Annotated in this window: 13 protein-coding genes; 9 read left to right on the top strand and 4 right to left on the bottom strand. The window is 70.0% G+C overall.

Annotation, left to right across the window (positions count from 1 at the left end; translation table 11 throughout):
• The first annotated feature begins 4 nt into the window (after positions 1–4).
• The 5 genes from JMV16_RS04325 to greB are packed head-to-tail and all read left to right on the top strand — an operon-like array spanning position 5 to position 8,134.
• Complete coding sequence (locus JMV16_RS04325) at positions 5–1,333, top strand: DotU family type VI secretion system protein (RefSeq protein WP_201492947.1); 1,329 nt, start codon at positions 5–7, stop codon at positions 1,331–1,333.
• A gap of 9 nt (positions 1,334–1,342) precedes the next feature.
• Positions 1,343–4,855, top strand: coding sequence for a type VI secretion system membrane subunit TssM (gene tssM, locus JMV16_RS04320; RefSeq protein WP_201492946.1), 3,513 nt, complete (start codon positions 1,343–1,345; stop codon positions 4,853–4,855).
• Positions 4,837–5,556, top strand: coding sequence for a type VI secretion system-associated protein TagF (gene tagF / locus JMV16_RS04315; RefSeq protein ID WP_201492945.1), 720 nt, complete (start codon positions 4,837–4,839; stop codon positions 5,554–5,556). Before tssM ends, tagF begins: the two co-directional genes overlap by 19 nt.
• A 34-nt stretch (positions 5,557–5,590) precedes the next feature.
• The gene (locus JMV16_RS04310; protein WP_201492944.1) at positions 5,591–7,561 is read left to right on the top strand and encodes a serine/threonine-protein kinase; all 1,971 of its coding nucleotides are present in this window, start codon (positions 5,591–5,593) and stop codon (positions 7,559–7,561) included.
• 3 nt (positions 7,562–7,564) lie between these two features.
• A complete protein-coding gene (gene greB, locus JMV16_RS04305) occupies positions 7,565–8,134 on the top strand; it encodes a transcription elongation factor GreB (RefSeq protein WP_201492943.1) in 570 nt (189 codons plus the stop codon).
• On the opposite strand, the gene JMV16_RS04300 is transcribed toward greB, so the two are convergent.
• From JMV16_RS04300 to gmk, 3 genes are all read right to left on the bottom strand, one after another.
• Positions 8,127–10,424 carry a RelA/SpoT family protein gene (locus tag JMV16_RS04300; RefSeq protein ID WP_201492942.1) on the bottom strand — a complete coding sequence of 766 codons (2,298 nt, stop codon included), beginning with the start codon at positions 10,422–10,424 and terminating at the stop codon, positions 8,127–8,129. The genes greB and JMV16_RS04300 overlap by 8 nt on opposite strands.
• A 102-nt stretch (positions 10,425–10,526) precedes the next feature.
• Entirely contained in the window at positions 10,527–10,730 is a 204-nt protein-coding gene (gene rpoZ / locus JMV16_RS04295; protein WP_054155240.1) for a DNA-directed RNA polymerase subunit omega, read from the bottom strand.
• Between the two features lie 38 nt (positions 10,731–10,768).
• Positions 10,769–11,389: a guanylate kinase gene (gmk, locus tag JMV16_RS04290; RefSeq protein WP_201492941.1), complete on the bottom strand. Its 621-nt coding sequence runs from the start codon at positions 11,387–11,389 to the stop codon at positions 10,769–10,771.
• A 142-nt stretch (positions 11,390–11,531) separates the two neighbouring features.
• Between gmk and JMV16_RS04285 the strand changes: the two genes are divergently transcribed.
• Positions 11,532–12,953 carry a multicopper oxidase family protein gene (locus tag JMV16_RS04285; RefSeq protein WP_201492940.1) on the top strand — a complete coding sequence of 474 codons (1,422 nt, stop codon included), beginning with the start codon at positions 11,532–11,534 and terminating at the stop codon, positions 12,951–12,953.
• 10 nt (positions 12,954–12,963) lie between these two features.
• On the opposite strand, the gene JMV16_RS24150 is transcribed toward JMV16_RS04285, so the two are convergent.
• Positions 12,964–14,418, bottom strand: coding sequence for an ATP-binding protein (locus JMV16_RS24150; RefSeq protein ID WP_236580354.1), 1,455 nt, complete (start codon positions 14,416–14,418; stop codon positions 12,964–12,966).
• Between the two features lie 85 nt (positions 14,419–14,503).
• Here JMV16_RS24150 and JMV16_RS04275 point away from each other — a divergent pair, with 85 nt between their 5' ends.
• The 3 genes from JMV16_RS04275 to JMV16_RS04265 are packed head-to-tail and all read left to right on the top strand — an operon-like array spanning position 14,504 to position 17,102.
• Positions 14,504–15,490: an ABC transporter substrate-binding protein gene (locus JMV16_RS04275; RefSeq protein ID WP_201492939.1), complete on the top strand. Its 987-nt coding sequence runs from the start codon at positions 14,504–14,506 to the stop codon at positions 15,488–15,490.
• A complete protein-coding gene (locus JMV16_RS04270) occupies positions 15,487–16,323 on the top strand; it encodes an ABC transporter ATP-binding protein (protein ID WP_236580353.1) in 837 nt (278 codons plus the stop codon). The genes JMV16_RS04275 and JMV16_RS04270 overlap by 4 nt, the downstream gene beginning before the upstream one ends.
• Positions 16,320–17,102, top strand: a complete 783-nt coding sequence (locus JMV16_RS04265) for an ABC transporter permease (RefSeq protein ID WP_201492938.1) — start codon at positions 16,320–16,322, stop codon at positions 17,100–17,102. Before JMV16_RS04270 ends, JMV16_RS04265 begins: the two co-directional genes overlap by 4 nt.

Below are 17,102 nucleotides of genomic sequence, written 5' to 3'. Positions count from 1 at the left end.
GCCGATGAGCGACCAAGACCCTCCGCACGACCCGTTTGCCTCCTTCGAGGCCGACCGCACCGTCATCAAGCCCAGCGCCGGGCGCGGCGCCCGCGCGGCCCCGGCCGCCGTGCCCGCGAGTACGCCGCGCGCCCCCGAAGTGCCGCTGCCCGACCTGCCGGCCCACGCCAGCCTCAACCCCCTGGTGCAGGCCGCCGCACCGCTGCTGAGCGCCGCGCCGCGCATCCGCGCTACCGTGCGCCATTCCGACCCGGCTGGCCTGCGCGCCAATCTTGTCGAGTCGATCAAGCGTTTCGAGGCGGTGGCGCGCGGACGCGGCCTGCCCAATGACCAGGTGGTGGCGGCGCGCTATGTGCTGTGTACGCTGATCGACGAATCGGCGTCGAGCACGCCCTGGGGCGGCTCGGGCGCCTGGTCGTCGCAGAGCCTGCTGGTTCACTTCCACAACGAGGCCTGGGGCGGCGAGAAGGTCTTCCAGCTGCTGCAGCGCCTGGCCGAGCAACCGCAGCAGCAGCGCAACCTGCTCGAGCTGATCTACGTGGTGCTCACGCTGGGCTTCGAGGGCCGCTACCGCGTCGCCGACAACGGCCGCGCCCAGCTCGATGCGCTGCGCGAGCGCCTGGCGGCCAAGCTGCGCGAGCTGGCCGGCGCCGCCGACCGCGAGCTCTCGCCGCAGTGGCAGGGCGTGGCCGCGGCGCCCGTGCGCCTGTCCGACGGCGTCCCGGTATGGGTGGTCGGCGCCGCGCTGGCGGGCCTGCTGCTCGCGCTCTTCCTGCTGTTGCGCCTGACGCTCAACGCCCAGACCGACGCCACCTTCACCGCGCTGCAGGCGCTGGATGCGCGCGCTGCGCCGGTGGCCGCCGCCCCGCCGCCGCCGGTGGCGCCTGCTGCGCCACCACCACCGCGCTTGGCCGGCCTGCTCAAGGCCGATATCGACGCCGGTGCGGTGGAAGTGCGCGATCTGGCTGACCGCTCCATCGTCACGTTGCGCGGCGACGGTGTCTTCGATGCCGGCAGCTCCGACGTGAGCGCACGCGTGCGGCCTCTGCTGCTGCGCATCGGCGCCGCGCTGGGCCAGGTGCAGGGGCCGGTGCTGATCGCCGGCCACACCGACAACCAGCCGATACGCTCGCTGCGCTACCCGTCCAATTGGCATCTCTCGCGCGACCGCGCTGCCAGCGTCAAGGCCTTGCTGGGCGGCAGCGTCAAGCCCGAGCGCCTGACCGCCGAGGGCCACGCCGACACCGAGCCGCTGGCCGACAACGGCTCGGCCGAAGGACGCGCCCGCAACCGCCGCGTCGAGATCACCCTGCTGGCCGCCGCGCCGAACTGAAGTCCACACATGAAGCGCTTCCTCCAATGGCTGCTGAGCCCGGCCGTGATGGTCACGCTGGGCCTGCTTGTGCTGTCCGCGCTGCTCTGGTGGGTGGGGCCGCTGGTCGCCATCGCCGGCGTCGCGCCCCTGGGCCCGGTGTGGCTGCGCGTGGCCCTGCTGGTGCTGATCTGGCTGGCCTGGATCGCCCGCCTGGCCTATGTGGCCTGGAAGAAGAAGCGCACCAATGCGGCCCTGCTGCAGGGCTTGTCGGCCGGGCCCAGCGCCAGCGACAAGGAAGCCCAGGTGCTGGCGCAGCGCTTCAACGAGGCGGTGGCACGGCTCAAGGCCAGCCAGGGGCGCTCGCTCCTGGGCGGCGGCCAGCAGATCTACGAGCTGCCCTGGTATGTCTTCGTCGGCGCGCCCGGCTCGGGCAAGACGACGGCGCTGATGAATGCCGGCCTGCAGTTCCTGCTCACCGAGGGCGGCGGCGCCAAGGCCTCGGTGCAGGGCGTGGGCGGCACGCGCAATTGCGAATGGTGGTTCACGTCGGACGCGGTGCTGATCGACACCGCGGGCCGCTACGCGACGCAGGAATCCGACCGCGACGTCGACGCCAGCGCCTGGGACAACTTCCTCGCCCTGCTCAAGAAGACGCGGCCGCGCCAGCCCATCAACGGCGTGCTGCTCACCGTCAACATCCAGGATCTGCTGCAGCAGGGCGCGCCCGAGCGTGCCGAGCACGCCGCCAAGCTGCGCGCCCGCCTGAACGAGCTGCAGGCCAAGCTGGGCGTGCGCGCACCGGTCTATGTGCTCGTCACCAAGGCCGACCTGATAGGCGGCTTCAACGAGAGCTTCGAGGCCCTGGCCAAGGAAGAGCGCGACCAGGTCTGGGGCTTCACCTTCCCGGCCGATCTGCCGGCCGGCCACGACCCGCTGGCCGATTTCGCGCCGCTGTACGAGCAACTGCAGCAGCGCCTGCTGGCGCAGCTGGTTGACCGCCTAGAGGCCGAGCGCGATGTGCTCAAGCGCAGCGCCATCTTCGCCTTCCCGCAGGAGTTCGCGGCGCTGCAGGCGGTGCTGGGTGATTTCCTGCGCCAGGTCTGCTCGGGCGGCGGCAAGCTCGAGGCGGCGCCGCGCGTGCGCGGCGTCTATTTCACCAGCGGCACGCAGGAGGGCTCGCCGATTGACCGCGTGATGGGCTCGCTGGGCCGCTCCTTCGGCATCGACGCGCGGCCAGCCGCCATCGCGCCCGGGCGCGGCAAGAGTTTCTTCCTGCACCGGCTGCTCAAGGAGGTGGTCTTCGCCGAACGCGGACTGGGTGCCCGCAACCCGGTGGCCGAGAGCCGGCGCCGGTTGCTGCGCGTGGGCGCGATGGCGACGATGGGCGTGTTCGCGCTCGCGGTGGCGCTGGGGTGGGCGATCAGCCGTGCGCGCAACCTCGATCACGCGGCCCAGGTGGCGGCGCGCCTGCCGGCGCTGAAGCAGGCTGTCGACAGCCTGCCGCCGCCCAGCACAGCCGATGTGACGCCACTGCCCCAGCCGCTGGCCCAGTTGCACGATGCAGCGCTGGTCGAGGGCTTTGCCATCGATTCGCCGCCGCTGCTCAATGGCCTCGGCCTCTACCAGGGCGACAAGCTCGACGCTGCCGCCCAGCTGGCCTACCGGCGCCAGCTCGAGAAGTCGCTGGCACCGCGCATCGCGCGCCGCCTCGAAGAACGTCTGCGCGCGGCCAACAAGGACAACCTCGAGAACGCTTACGAGGCGCTCAAGTCCTACCTGATGCTGCACCAGCCCGAGCACTTCGACGCCGCCCAGCTGCGCGCCTGGGTCGGTGCCGACTGGGACGCCAACCTGGCGCGCATGGCGCCCGAGCAGCGCAGCCAGCTCGATGGCCACCTCGACGCCCTGCTGGCCCTGGGCCCGCCGCGCGCCGTGCTGGCGCGCGACGAGGCCCTGGTGGCCAGCGCCCGCGAGTTGCTGGCGGCCTTTCCGCTCGAATACCGCGTCTACAGCCGCATCAAGCGCCAGTACCGCCCCGGCAGCGTGCCCGATTTCACGGCCGCCGGCGCCGCCGGCCCCAACGCACCTCAGGCGCTCGAGCGCGCCAGCGGCGAGCCGCTCAGCAAGGGTGTCTCGGGTCTCTTCACGCGCGATAACTACCGCCGCAACGTGCTGCCGGCGGTGCAGAAGACCACGCCGCTGCTGGCGGCCGAGGAAGCCTGGGTGCTGGGTTTCAAGCCCGATCCGGCGCGGCTGCGCGACGCCACCGTGGGCAGCGCGCTCACCGACAAGGTGAGGCGCCTCTACTTCGAGGACTACATCAAGGCCTACGACGCCTACCTGGCCGATGTGCGCCTGGTCAAGCTGGGTGACCCCGAGCGCACGCTGGCCGTGGCGCGCCTGCTCGCGGGCGTCGATTCGCCGCTCTCGTCCTTCCTGCGCGGCGTGGCCGAGCAGACGCGGCTGGTGGTGCCCGAATCGGCCAAGAACGCGCTGCAGAAGGCGGCCGAGGAGGCCAAGGCCGACGTCGCGCGCATGGCCGGTGCGGCGCCGGTCGACGGCGGCGCCGGCGGGCCGCTCGAACGCATGGTGGACGACCATTTCGCGCCCATCCTGCGCCTCTTCGTCGGCGAGCCGCCGCCCATCAACGAGACGCAGAAGATGTTCGGCGAACTGCATGCCCAGCTCGCCGCCGTCAAGGCGGCCAAGGACAGCAACTCGCCGCCGCCGCCCGCGGGCGGGTCCGACAAGGTCAAGATCGCCGCCGCCCAGCAGCCGGCGGCGGTGCGCGCCATCATCGAGCAACTGGCCAACGCCACCAGCGGCCAGAGCCGCGGCGCCGAGCGCGAAAGCCTGAGCGCCGAGATCAAGCCCATCGCCGAGGTCTGCAACCGTTCCATCAACGGGCGCTATCCCTTTGCCAGCGGCTCGCGTGCCGACGTCCTGCCCGATGACTTCGGTCAGGTCTTCGGCGGCGGCGGCTTGCTCGACGAGTTCTACCAGCGTCGCCTGGCGCCCCTGGTCGACACCTCGACGGCGGTCTGGAGCTTCAAACCGCTCACCGACGGCAGCAAGCCGGTGTCGTCGGCGGCGCTGGCCGAGTTCCAGCGCGCCCAGCGCATCCGCGAGGTCTTCTTCCGCGCCGGCGGCAAGACCCCGGCCATCCGCATCGAGATGCGCCTGACCGAGCTCGAGCCCACGCTCAAGGAGCTGACGCTGGACGTCGACGGCCAACTGCAGAAGCTCAACACCGGCGGGCCCTCGATCAGCGTGGCCTGGCCGAGCACGCGCGTGGCCTCGACGATCCGTCTTTCCACCGCGCTGGGCGACAAGGGCCCGCTGGTGATGACCGAGGGGCCGTGGGCACTGTTCAGGCTGTTCGAGCGCTTCCAGATCGAGCCCGGCGGCGTGCCCGAGAAGTTCAGTGTCATCATGAACCTCGACGGCAAGCGGGCGCGTCTTGAAGTCATCTCGGCCAGCGTGTTCAATCCCTTCCAGCTGCGCGAGATTCGCCAGTTCAAGTGTCCGGCGGCCTTGTGAACGCCGGCCCGCAAGCGCCCGGTTGGCACGGCAAGCTGCCGTCGCTGGGCGACTTTGCATCGCGGCGTCTCGACGCCAGCTTCATCGAGCCCTGGGATGGCTGGCTGGCTGCCGGCCTGCTGGCGCTGCGTGAGGCGGCGCCCGACACCTGGCTGCAGGACTACCTGGCCAGCCCGAGCTGGCGTTTCATGCTCGCCGCCGGCGTGCTGCCGGGCGCGGCCGGCGATGCAGGCTGGGCCGGCGTGCTGATGCCCTCGGTCGACCGGGTCGGGCGCTATTTCCCGCTCACCCTGGTGCTGCCGCTGGGTGCCGGCCCGGGCACGACGGGCGAGATGGCCGCGCTCTGGCACTGGCTGGGACGCCTGGACGACCTGGCGCGTGACGCGCTGTACGAGGACTGGGCGGCCGACCGGCTGGAGGACGAGCTCGCCCGCATGGCCCTGCCTGAGCTGACGCCGCCGCCGGCGGCACTGGCCTGGCCGACCGCAGGCGGTGGTGTGGCCGAGCTTACCGGCCCGTCCGGCTGCGATGTCGTGCAGTTGATGGGCGGCGCAGCGCAGCGTGCCTGGCTTGCCCACAGCCACGGCTGCGGCTGCTGGCACGCGCGTCCGGACGAGGCTCCGGCGCGAATTCTGCTCACCCGCGGCCTGCCCGACGCGCATTCGATGGCCCGGCTCTTCGGCCCGGCTGCGACAATCTGAGCCTTTACCCCAGAGCCAGCCGCCACGCCTCGTCATGACCTCCGACGCCCACGACGACGACCGCACCGTCATCCGGCCGTCCGGCCCTGCGCCGGCGGCCGGCTTCCAGTCGACCGAGTGGTCGGCTGAGGCCGCAGGCGACCGCACCGTGATTGCCCCGCCGCCACCGCCCGTGGTCGAGGACGACAGCGGCGGCCACCTGGCCCGCGGCACGATGCTGGCCGAGTTTCGCCTCGACGGCCTCATCGGCGAGGGCGGCTTCGGCGTCGTCTACAAGGCCTTCGACACCTCGCTCGAGCGCGAGGTCGCGCTCAAGGAGTACATGCCTTCCTCGCTGGCCCAGCGCGTGGGCAAGACCAGCCAGGTGCAGGTCAAGAGCGAGCGCTACCGCGAGACCTTCCTGGCCGGGCGCGAGAGCTTCGTCAAGGAAGCCAAGATGCTGGCCAGCTTTGACCACCCGTCGCTGGTCAAGGTCTACCGCTTCTGGGAGGCCAACGGCACCGCCTACATGGTGATGCCGCTGCTCAAGGGCACGACGCTGAAGGACGTGCTGAGCGAGAAGAAGGCCGGCGGCCAGGCGCCCGATGAAGCCTGGCTGCGCTCGGTGCTGGGGCCGCTGACCGAGGCGCTGCTGGTAATTCACGCCGAGCAGGTCTACCACCGTGACATCGCGCCCGACAACGTGATGTACCTGCCCGAGAAGGACCGTTGGCTGCTGCTCGACTTCGGCGCCGCGCGCCGCGTCATCAGCGAGCAGACGCAGGCGCTGACGGTGATCCTCAAGCCCGGCTATGCGCCGGTCGAGCAGTACGCCGAGATCCCGGGCATGAAGCAGGGCCCGTGGACCGATGTCTACGCATTGGCGGCGGTGGTCTATTTCGCCATCGTCGGCCGCACGCCGCCGCCCTCGGTGGGGCGGCTGCTCAACGACAACTACAAGCCGCTGCTGCAGGCCGCCGCCGGCCGCTTCAGCGACGCCTTCCTGTCCGCGGTCGACCGCGCGCTGGCGGTGCGGCCCGAGCAGCGCACCCAGAGCATCGGCGAGTTCCGCAGCGATCTGGGCCTCGGCGTCGCGCCCGATCCCTATGCCACGCGGCCCATTCCCCCGGGCACCGAGATGCCGGCGCGCCGGCCTGAAGCCCATCATGTCCAGCAGGCCACGGTGGCGCTGCCGACGCCGTTCGCCAAGACGCCTCCCGCCGCCCAGCCGCAGCAGGCGCCCGCGTCGCGGCCCGCCGCGACTCCCGGGGTACAGCCGGCAGCGGCCGCGCCCAAGGGCAAGGGCGCGCTGATCGGCGCCGCCGTCGCTGGCGTGCTGGCGGTCGCGGGCGGCGCCTACTTCGCCCTCACGCCTTCGAGTCAGCCGGCGCCGGCGGTGGTGGCCGCGGCGCCGCCGGTGGCGGCACCGGCGCCTGCACCCGCAGCTTCGGTGGTTGCGCCCGCCCCGGCTCCCATGCCCGCTCCGGCACCAACGCCGGTGCAGGCGCCCTTCGACGTCGGGCGCGAGTTCGAGCGCATCGTCGCTCGCCAGTCACCCACCTTCGGCGTGCGCGCCGAGACCAAAAAGGTCGATCTGCAGATCGGCAAGGACGACCACAAGTTCAGCGTCACGGCCGACCGCGAAGGCTATCTCTACGTCGTCGCCTCGGCCTCGGACGGCTCGCTGGCGCAGATCGTTCCCAATTCGATGGGCGGCAGCGTCAAGCTCAAGAAGGGCCAGACCTGGCGCTTTCCTACCGGCGACGGCTTCGCGCTCGCGGCCGACGCGCCGGCGGGCTCGACCACGATGCTGGTGATGGTCTCTGCCTGGCAGCGCAGCCACGATGCGCTCAACCCCAAGACCGAGTCGCACATCAGGATCTTTCCCGCCGTGGCCGAGATCGGCGCGCTGGCGGCGCGCTGGGACGGTCCCAATTCCATCCTGGCCGGCAAGCCTCTGTGCGCAGCCGGCGGCCCCTGCGATGACGAATACGGCGCGGCGCTGCTGCACTACAACGTCAAGTAGGCCTTGAACAAGGCTTTCGTGAAGGAGCCGTCGGGGGACGACGGCGACGACGACGAGGCCCCGGGCCTGCCGCCGCTGCCGCCGGGCACGCGCAACTACATCACCCCGGCCGGCTACCGCCGGCTGCGCGAGGAGTTGATGTCGCTGCTCGATGTCGAGCGGCCCAAGGTGGTCGAAACCGTGTCCTGGGCGGCCAAGAATGGTGACCGTTCGGAGAACGGCGACTACCTCTACGGCAAGAAGCGCCTGCGCGAGATCGACCGCCGCATCCGCTTTCTCACCAAGCGGCTGGACATCGCCGAGGTCGCCGACCCCTCGGCCCACCACGGCCGCACCCAGGTCTTCTTCGGCGCCACCGTTACCTACGCCAACGCGGCCGGCGAGGAGCGCACGGTCACCATCAAGGGCATCGACGAGGCCGACAGCCTGGGCGGCGAGGTGAGCTGGGTCGCGCCCATCGCGCGTGCCCTGCTCAAGGCCCACGAGGGCGACGAAGTGGCGCTGGTCACGCCGGCCGGCCTGGAGCGCATCGAGGTCGTGCGCGTGGCCTACCCCAAGCCGGCAGCTAGCTGAGGCGGCGGCGCGAGACCTTCTGCACCACGGCCGCGCGTCGCAGCGTGCGCAGCACCTCGGCCAGGTGGTGGCGGTCGCGTACCGCCACCAGCACGCGCAGCTCGATGTTCTCGCCCGCCGGCGCCTGGTCCATGTCGAGGTGGACGATGTCGGCTTCGGCGGCGCTCACGGCCGAGGCCACCTGGGCCAGCACGCCCTTGCCGTTCTTCACCAGCACGGCCAGGCCGGTCTCGAAGGACCGCGTCAGTTCTTCGGCCCAGGCGATGGCGATCCAGCGTTCGCTGTCGCGCTCGAACAGGCGGCGGCCGGTGGCGCAGTCGGCGGTGTGGACCAGCAGGCCCTCGCCGCGGCCCAGGTAGCCGACGATGGGGTCGCCGGGGATGGGCCGGCAGCAGGGCGCGAGCTGCACCGAATTGCCCTCGCTGCCGTCGACGAAGACCACGCCCTGGTTGGTGGTGGCGTCGTCCTGGGTGTATCGGCCCAGGCTCAGGGTCACGGCGTCGGGCTTGATGCCGCGCTCGGTGAGCAACTGGGCCAGGCGCTTGGCCACGATGATGGCGATCTTGCGTCCGAGGCCGATGTCGACCAGCAGCTCGCCGCGGCCACGGTTGCCGCTCCAGCGCGTGAGCTGCTGCCACAACGCCACCGCCTGGGCGTCGGCGGGGTCGGTGGACGGCAGCTGCAAGCCCTCGGCGCGCAACGCCTGGGCCAGCATCTTCTCGCCCAGGGCGCGCGACTCCTCGGCCTCCATGTTCTTGAGGTAGTGGCGGATCTTGGAGCGCGCACGGCCTGTGCGAACCATGCTCAGCCAGGCCGGGTTGGGGCGGGCGCCGGGGGCGGTGATGATCTCGACCACGTCGCCGCTCTTGAGCTCGGTGCGCAGCGCTGCCGCCTCGCCGTTGATCTTGGCCGCCACCATGTGCTGGCCGACGTCGGAGTGGATGGCGTAGGCGAAGTCCACCGGCGTGGCGCCGCGCGGCAGCGCCATGATGCGGCTGCGCGGCGTGAAGACGTAGACGGCGTCGGGGTAGAGGTCGATCTTGACGTGCTCGAGGAATTCGGCCGCGTCGCGCGTCTCGTCCTGGATGTCGAGCAGGCTTTGCAGCCACATCGTCGACAGGCGCTGGGCGTCGCCGCCGAGCTTGGTGCCGCCGGCCTTTTCGCCGGTCTTGTAGAGCCAGTGCGCCGCAATGCCGGCCTCGGCCACCGCGTGCATCTGCTCGGTGCGCATCTGGAACTCGACAGCCGTGCCCAGCGGACTCACCAGCGTGGTGTGCAGGCTCTGGTAGCCATTGGCCTTGGGGATGGCGATGTAATCCTTGAAGCGCCCCGGCACCGGCTTGAAGAGCTGGTGCAGGATGCCCAGTGCGATGTAGCACTCGTTGAGGCCGGGCACGACGATGCGAAAGCCGAAGATGTCGCTCACCTGGGCGAAGCCGGCGTGCTTCTCGCGCATCTTGCGGTAGATCGAGTAGATGGTCTTCTCGCGCCCGCTCACCTGGACCTTGATCTTCTGCTGCGCGAAGGCCTTTTCGACCTCTTTCTGCACGCGCTCGACGATGTCGCGCCGGTGGCCGCGGGCGCGCTTCACCGCCTTGGCCAGCGCCGCGTGGCGCCAGGGGTAGAGCAGCTCGAAGCACAGCTCCTGCAGCTCGCGGTACATCTGGTTCAGGCCCAGGCGATGGGCGATGGGGGCGTAGATGTCCAGCGTCTCGCGTGCGATGCGCTGGCGCTTTTCGGGCGCCATGGCCTGCATCGTGCGCATGTTGTGCAGGCGGTCGGCCAGCTTGATGAGGATGACGCGCACGTCGCGCGCCATCGCCAGCAGCATCTTGCGGAAGCTCTCGGCCTGGCTTTCCTCGCGCGTGTTGAACTGCAGCTTGTCGAGCTTGGTGAGGCCGTCCACCAGGTCGGCCGTCGGGGCGCCGAACTTCTCGATCAGCTGCGTCTTGGTGACGCCCTGGTCCTCGATCGTGTCGTGCAGCAGCGCCGCCATGATGGCCTGGGCGTCGAGCTTCCAGTCGGCGCACAGGCCGGCCACCGCCACCGGGTGGGTGATGTAGGGCTGGCCGCTGGCGCGGAACTGGCCCAGGTGGGCCTCGTCGGCGAACTTGTAGGCCTCGCGCACCAGCTTCAGATCGGCCTTGGCCAGGTAACCGATCTTTTCGGTCAGGCCGGCAAAGGAGCTGACCTCGCCCGCCAGCCCCGTGAGGCTGGGCGCCAGGCTGACACGCTGCAGCCCCTGCAGGGCGGCGGGCAGGAGGTCGGCGGCAAAGGAGCGCAGGCTCATGCGCTGGAATTTAGCGCGGATTGCAGCGACACCATCGCGCACTGCCCAAGCAAAACGGCGCTCCGAGGAGCGCCGTTGCCGTGTGCGGGGCTGGCCCTGGGGTCAGACCGGCACCTTGCGCAACATTTCGATGCCCACTTCGCCGGCGGCGATCTCGCGCAGTGCAGTCACGCCCGGCTTGTTCTTGGTCTCGATCTTGGGCGCGTGGCCCTGGCTGAGCATGCGAGCGCGGTAGGTGGCCGCCAGTACGAGCTGGAAGCGGTTGGGGATCTTGACGAGGCAGTCTTCGACGGTGATGCGGGCCATGGGTGCCTTCAGGGAGATGCCGCTGGTGCAGCGGAGATTCAGACCAGGCCCAGCGCCGCAAATACCTGCGAGCGGTTGCGCATCTGGGCGGCGTACTTGAGGCGCTGCGAGTGGACGACCGTCTTGAGGTCGAAAAGCGCCGTCTCGAACAAGCTGTTGATTATAACGAAGTCGAAATGTCGGGCCTGTGCGACCTCGCCGCGCGCATTGTCCAGGCGCTGGGTGATGACCTCGGGCCGGTCCTCGCCGCGGCGGTTCAGGCGCTGCGACAACTCGCCAAAGCTGGGCGGCAGGATGAAGATCAGCACTGCATGGGCAAACAGCTGCTTGATCTGCAGCGCGCCCTGCCAGTCAATCTCGAGCACCACGTCGTCGCCACCGGCCAGGCGCTGCTCGATGGCCTTGCGGCTGGTGCCGTAGAGATTGCCGTGGACTTCGGCCCACTCGAAGAAGTCGCCGCGCGCCGCCATGGCACGAAACTCGGGCTCGGCGACGAAGTGGTACTCGCGGCCATCCAGTTCCTGGCCACGCGGTGAACGTGTGGTGTGCGAGACCGAAACGGCAAGGTGGCTGTCGAGTTCCAGCAAGGCCTTGACCAGGCTGGATTTGCCGGTGCCACTGGGGGCTGCGACGCAGAAGAGATTGCCCGGGGTTTCCATCCCCAGGCATTCTAAGAGCGGGCATTCCTGGCCCGGAGGGTGCAGCGACTCGGAGTAAAGTCAGCCGCCTTCGCGCCATGACGCCAGCAGGGTTGAACCCGCGGAGGCCTGTGCGATCAAGACGACAAGACCGGAGACCGCCATGCAGTTGAACCGCCGTCATTTCATCCAGGCCGCTGGCGCCATCGCCCTGCCGGGCACGGCCTTCGCCGCTGCTGCTGCCGCCAATCCGCGCGAGCTGACGATGGACGTCTTCAAGCAGCGCGTGCGGCCGGGCGGGGCAGCCACCGAGGTGTGGGGCTTCAACGGCTCGGTGCCGGGCCCGGTGCTGCGCTATGCCCAGGGCGACAAGCTCGACCTGCACGTCGTCAACCGCCTGAAGCAGCCGACCACGGTGCATTGGCACGGCATGCGCGTGCCCAATGCGATGGACGGCGTGCCCCAGGTCACGCAGGCGCCCATCGAGCCGGGTGCCGCCTTCGACTACCGCTACACCATCGAGGACGCCGGCACCTACTGGTACCACCCGCACCAGTCCAGCTTCGAGCAGGTGCCGCGCGGCCTCTACGGCGCCCTCATCGTCGACGAGCAGCGCCCGCTGCCGGTGGACCGCGACATCGTCTGGCTGCTGGCCGACTACAAGCTCGACGAGCGCAATGCCCAGGTCGAGGACTACGGGCGCGTGGCCGACTTCGGCGCTCGCGGACGCCACGGCAATGTGATCACCATCAATGGCACGGCCGCCGGCGCCGGCCGCACGCTGCCGCTGCGTCCCAACGAGCGCGTGCGGCTGCGCCTGATCAACGGCGCCTCGGCGCGCATCTTCCGGCTCGAGTTCGGCGGCCATGCGCCCTGGATCATCGCCCACGACGGCCAGGCCGTGCCGCCCCACCCTATTGGCGACGGCGGCCTGCTCTTCCTGGCGCCGGGCCAGCGCACCGACCTCGTCCTCGACGGCAACGCCGGCTCGCGCAAGGGTGGCTGGGCCATCACCGACCGCCGCGGCCAGGGCAGCGAGATTGCCCGCATCGTCTACGCCGGCAAGCCGGTGCGCGCCAGGGCCCTGGGCCAGCCGCAGGCGCTGGAACCCAATCGCCACACCGAGGTCAGGCTCGAAAGCGCGACCCAGCACTTCCTGATGTTCGAGGGCGGCGAGGGCGGCATGCCGGCCATCGGCCAGGTCGACGGCAAGGCGCTCAAGGTCGAGGACATTCGCGCCCAGCACGGCCTGACCTGGACCATGAACTACAGCGCCCAGCACGAGCACGCGATGATGCACGAGCCGCTGTTCTACATGCGCAAGGGCGAGCATGTGCAGCTGCGCATGATCAACAACACCTTGTTCGAGCACCCCATGCACCTGCACGGGCACTTCTTCCGCGTGCTGGCTTTGGACGGCAAGCCCAATCCGCTGCGCGAATGGCGTGACACCGTGTTGCTCGGGCCCCAGGGTTCGGTCGACATTGCCTTCGTGGCCGAGAACCCAGGCGAGTGGATGTTCCACTGCCATGTGCTCGACCACGCCGCGGGCGGCATGATGGGCACGGTGGCCGTCTTCGACTGAAGCGGGCGGCTCAGCGCGGGTCGCCCGGCGCCCTGGCGTCCTTCGGCTGGCGCAGCGGCAGCCAGATGCGGAAGCGCGAGCCTTGGCCGGGCGCGCTGTCGACCTCGATGCGGCCGTGGTGCTTGCGCACGATGTTGTAGCTGATCGACAGCCCCAGCCCGGTGCCCGAGCCCACCGCCTTGGTGGTGAAGAAGGGGTCGAAGATGCGCGGCAGGTGTTCGTGCGCGATGCCGCGGCCGGTGTCGGCGATCTCGACCCAGGCCTCGTCGCCGGCGCTGCCGGTGGCGATGGTGATGCAGCCCTGGCCGGTGATGGACTGGGCGGCGTTGATGAGCAGGTTCATGAAGACCTGGTTGAGCTGGGGCAGCACGCAGGGCACCGGCGGCAGTTCACCGTAGGCGCGCTTGACCTCGCAGTGGTACTTGATCTGGTTCCAGATCACGTTGAGCGTGCTCTCCAGGCCCTTGTGCAGGTCTTCCTCGGCCCACTCGGCGTCGTGCTCGGCACGCGCGAAGTTCTTGAGGTCCAGCACGATCTTGGCCACACGCTCGAGCCCGGCCACCGATTCGGCAAGCAGCGCATCGATGTCGCTTCTCTCGTAGCCTATGTCGATCTCGCGGGCGATGCGGTGAACCTCGGCGAAGGCAGCCGCGCCTTCGGCCTGCCGGGTCTCGGCCACGCCGTAGGCGTCGAGCAGAGTCTCGAAATCGGCGACGTATTTCTGCAGCGCATTGAGGTTGGACTTGACGTAGCCCACCGGGTTGTTGATCTCGTGCGCGATGCCGGCGGCGAGCTGGCCTATCGAGGCCATCTTCTCCGACTGCAGCAACTGCGCCTGCGCCTGCTTGAGCTGGGCGTTGAGGTCTTCCAGCGCGCGGTTGCTGCGTTCGAGGTGGAGGTTGCTGCCTTCCAATGCCGCCGTGCGCGCCTGCACCAGCTGCTCGAGGTGGTTGCCGTATTCGGCCAGCTGGGCTCGCTGCTGCTCCAGCGCCAGCAGCCGCTGGTGGGCGCGCAGCGCGGTGATCGCGGAGACGAAGATGCGGGCGCTGCTCAGCTCCGACTTCAGGCAATAGCCGTTGATGTCCAGGCTGGCCACCACCTCGCGCTCGGGCGCATAGCCGGGCTGGCCGGTGACGAGGATGATCTGCGCCTGCCGGTTGCCCAGATCCTGGCGGATGTGGCGCACGAGGTCCAGCCCGGCGTGATCGGTCTCCATCACCACGTCCAGCAGCACCAGGGCGGTCTCGGGGTGGGCGGCCAGCACGCGGCGTGCCTCCTCGCTGCCGTGGGCGTCCAGCAGCTGCAGCCGGCGGCCATCGACCACCATGTCCTGCAGGGCCAGGTGCAGCACGGTGTGGATGTCGGGCTCGTCGTCGACGAGCAGCACCGTCCAGGCTGCGGTGCCGGGCGGTGCGGTGGCGTCCTCGGGCGCAAAGAGTTCGCCGAAGGCCGTGCTTGCGCTCATGGCAGGACTGTAGCCCCAGCCGTGTCGGCCCCGAGAGGGCTGCGATATGCTGCGGCGCCTTTCCGTCACGCCCTCCGGAGTTGCCATGCCCGCCATCCCCCTGCGCCGCCTGCTCGCGGCCGTTCTGCTTGTCGTGGCCAGTGCCGTGCAGGCGCAGGAGAAGTTCAGCTTCCTCACCAACTGGTACGCCGAGGCCGAGCATGGCGGCTTCTACCAGGCCCTGGCCACGGGCCTGTACAAGAAGGCAGGGCTGGATGTCACGATCAGGATGGGCGGGCCGCAGGTCAACGGCCTGCAACTGCTGGCCGCCGGCCAGGTGGACTGCTTCATGGGCTATGACGTGCAGACCATGAAGGCGCGCGAGCAGGGCGTGCGCGCGGTCACCGTGGCCGCGGCCTTCCAGAAGGAGCCCATCGTGCTGATCGGCCACCCCGGCGTGCTGCGCTCGATGGCTGACCTGAAGGGCCGCACGCTGCTGATCTCGGCCGATGCCCACACCAACTACTGGCCCTGGCTGCGTGCCACCTACGGCCTGTCGGACAGCCAGCTGCGGCCCTACACCTTCAACATCCAGCCCTTCCTGGCCGACAAGAACATCGTTCAGCAGGGCTTTGCCACCAGCGAGCCGTGGGCCATCGAGAAGGAGGCCAGGATCAAGCCCAGCGTGCTGTTGCTGGCCGACCACGGCTGGCCCAGCTACTCGATGACCGTGGTGTGCATGGAGGACACGCTGGCCAGGAAGCCCAAGGCCGTGGCCGCCTTCGTGCGCGCCAGCATGCAGGGCTGGAAAGACTATCTGCAGGGCGACAGCCGTGCCGCCGATGCGCTGATCCGCAAGGACAACCCCAATATGCCCGACGAACTGCTGGCCCACGGCCGCAAGATGGTGCTGGACAACGGCATGGTGCTGGGCGGCGACGCGGCCAAACTGGGCGTGGGCACCATCACCGACGAGCGCATGAAGAAGACCTACGAGATGCTGGTGGCGACCAAGCTGATCGACCCGGCCAAGGTCGAGCTGCGCAAGACCTACACGACCGAGTTCGTGAAGGACCTGAAGATCCTGCCGTGAGTGCGTTCGCCGCGGCAGAGTCCAGGCCGGCGCCGGACGCCATCGCGGTCGAACTGGTCGCGGCGCACAAGACCTACCCCAATGGCACCCAGGCCCTGCTGCCGATGGATCTGGCGGTGCGCGAGGGCGAGTTCCTCACCTTGCTCGGCCCTTCGGGCTGCGGCAAGAGCACGCTGCTGCACCTGATGGCCGGACTGCAGGCGCCCAGTGGCGGCGCCGTGCGCCTGTGGGGCCGCCGGGTGGCCGAGATCGAGGCCAGCGGCCACCGGCTGAGCTTCGTCTTCCAGGATGCGACGCTGATGCCCTGGGCCCGCGTCGACGCCAATGTGCGCCTGCCGCTGGACCTGGCCGGCGTGGCACGTCCAGAGGCCGATGCGCGCGTGCGTGCCGCCCTGCAGGGCGTGGGCCTGGCGCGCTTTGCCGGCCACCGGCCGCGCGAACTGTCGGGCGGCATGCAGATGCGCGTGTCCATTGCCCGCGGACTCGTCACCGAGCCCACGCTGCTGCTGATGGACGAGCCCTTCGGCGCCCTCGACGAGATCACGCGCCAGCGACTGGATGGCGATCTCGCCGAGCTGTGGCGGGCGCGCCGGCTCACGGTGGTCTTTGTCACGCACTCGATCTTCGAGGCCGTGGCGCTGTCGACCCGCGTCGTCGTGATGGCGGCGCGGCCGGGCCGCGTGGTCGAGCAGCATGTGATTGACGAGCCTTATCCGCGCGGACCGGATTTTCGCGTCTCGACGCGTTTTGCCGAGCATGCGCGCGTGCTGCAGGACGCGCTGCTGCGCGCCAGTGCCGGCGAAGACGACGACGGCGGCGGAGCGCCCGCTTGAAGCCGGCCCTGCAACGCCTGCTCTGGCCGACAGCGGTGGCCGTGGCGCTGCTGGCGCTGTGGCAGGGCCTGGTCGTGGCCTTCGAGGTGCCGGTCTTTCTGGTGCCCTCGCCGCTGCGGGTGGGCCAGACCCTGGTGGCCGATGCACCGCTGCTGCTGAGCGCCCTGCTCAATACGCTGAAGGTGACGCTGCTGGCCCTGGCCTGCGCCACCGTGCTGGGCACGCTGATAGCCTTTGCCTTCGTGCAGAGCCGCGCGCTGGAGACGGCGCTCTTCCCCTATGCCGTGCTGCTGCAGGTGACGCCCATCGTGGCCATCGCGCCGCTGGTCATCATCTGGGTGCGCGACGCCACCGCCTCGCTGGTGATCTGCGCCACCCTGGTGGCGCTGTTCCCCATCATCGCCAACACCACGCTGGGCCTGCGCAGCGTCAACCCGGCGCTGCTGAGCTATTTCAGGCTCCAGCGCGCGACAAGGCTGCAGACACTGTGGCGGCTGCGCATCCCGTCGGCGCTGCCGTTTTTCTTCGGTGGCCTGCGCATCAGCTCGGGCCTGGCACTGATTGGCGCCGTGGTGGCCGAGTTCGTTGCCGGCACCGGCGGCAGCGGCACCGGCCTGGCCTACCAGATCCTGCAATCGGGCTACCAGCTCAACATCCCGCGCATGTTTGCCGCGCTGGCCCTCATCACCGCGGCCGGCGTGGCGTTGTTCGCGCTGATGGCCGGGCTCAGCCGCTGGGCCCTGGGCGGCTGGCACGAGAGCGAGCAAGGGCGAGACTGA

This window comes from Rubrivivax sp. A210 (genome assembly GCF_904426505.1).
Lineage (GTDB): Bacteria > Pseudomonadota > Gammaproteobacteria > Burkholderiales > Burkholderiaceae_C > Rubrivivax.
Note: the sequence above shows the minus strand (reverse complement) of the source record. Positions and strands in the feature narration are given on the sequence as shown.

What these genes read in the sequence shown, in the direction of transcription:
- JMV16_RS04325 (WP_201492947.1), top strand. Translation starts at nt 5, where the DNA reads ATGAGCGACCAAGACCCTCCGCACGACCCGTTTGCCTCCTTCGAGGCC.
- tssM (WP_201492946.1), top strand. Translation starts at nt 1,343, where the DNA reads ATGAAGCGCTTCCTCCAATGGCTGCTGAGCCCGGCCGTGATGGTCACG.
- JMV16_RS04310 (WP_201492944.1), top strand. Translation starts at nt 5,591, where the DNA reads ATGACCTCCGACGCCCACGACGACGACCGCACCGTCATCCGGCCGTCC.
- JMV16_RS04300 (WP_201492942.1), bottom strand. Translation starts at nt 10,424, where the DNA reads ATGAGCCTGCGCTCCTTTGCCGCCGACCTCCTGCCCGCCGCCCTGCAG.
- rpoZ (WP_054155240.1), bottom strand. Translation starts at nt 10,730, where the DNA reads ATGGCCCGCATCACCGTCGAAGACTGCCTCGTCAAGATCCCCAACCGC.
- gmk (WP_201492941.1), bottom strand. Translation starts at nt 11,389, where the DNA reads ATGGAAACCCCGGGCAATCTCTTCTGCGTCGCAGCCCCCAGTGGCACC.
- JMV16_RS04285 (WP_201492940.1), top strand. Translation starts at nt 11,532, where the DNA reads ATGCAGTTGAACCGCCGTCATTTCATCCAGGCCGCTGGCGCCATCGCC.
- JMV16_RS24150 (WP_236580354.1), bottom strand. Translation starts at nt 14,418, where the DNA reads ATGAGCGCAAGCACGGCCTTCGGCGAACTCTTTGCGCCCGAGGACGCC.
- JMV16_RS04275 (WP_201492939.1), top strand. Translation starts at nt 14,504, where the DNA reads ATGCCCGCCATCCCCCTGCGCCGCCTGCTCGCGGCCGTTCTGCTTGTC.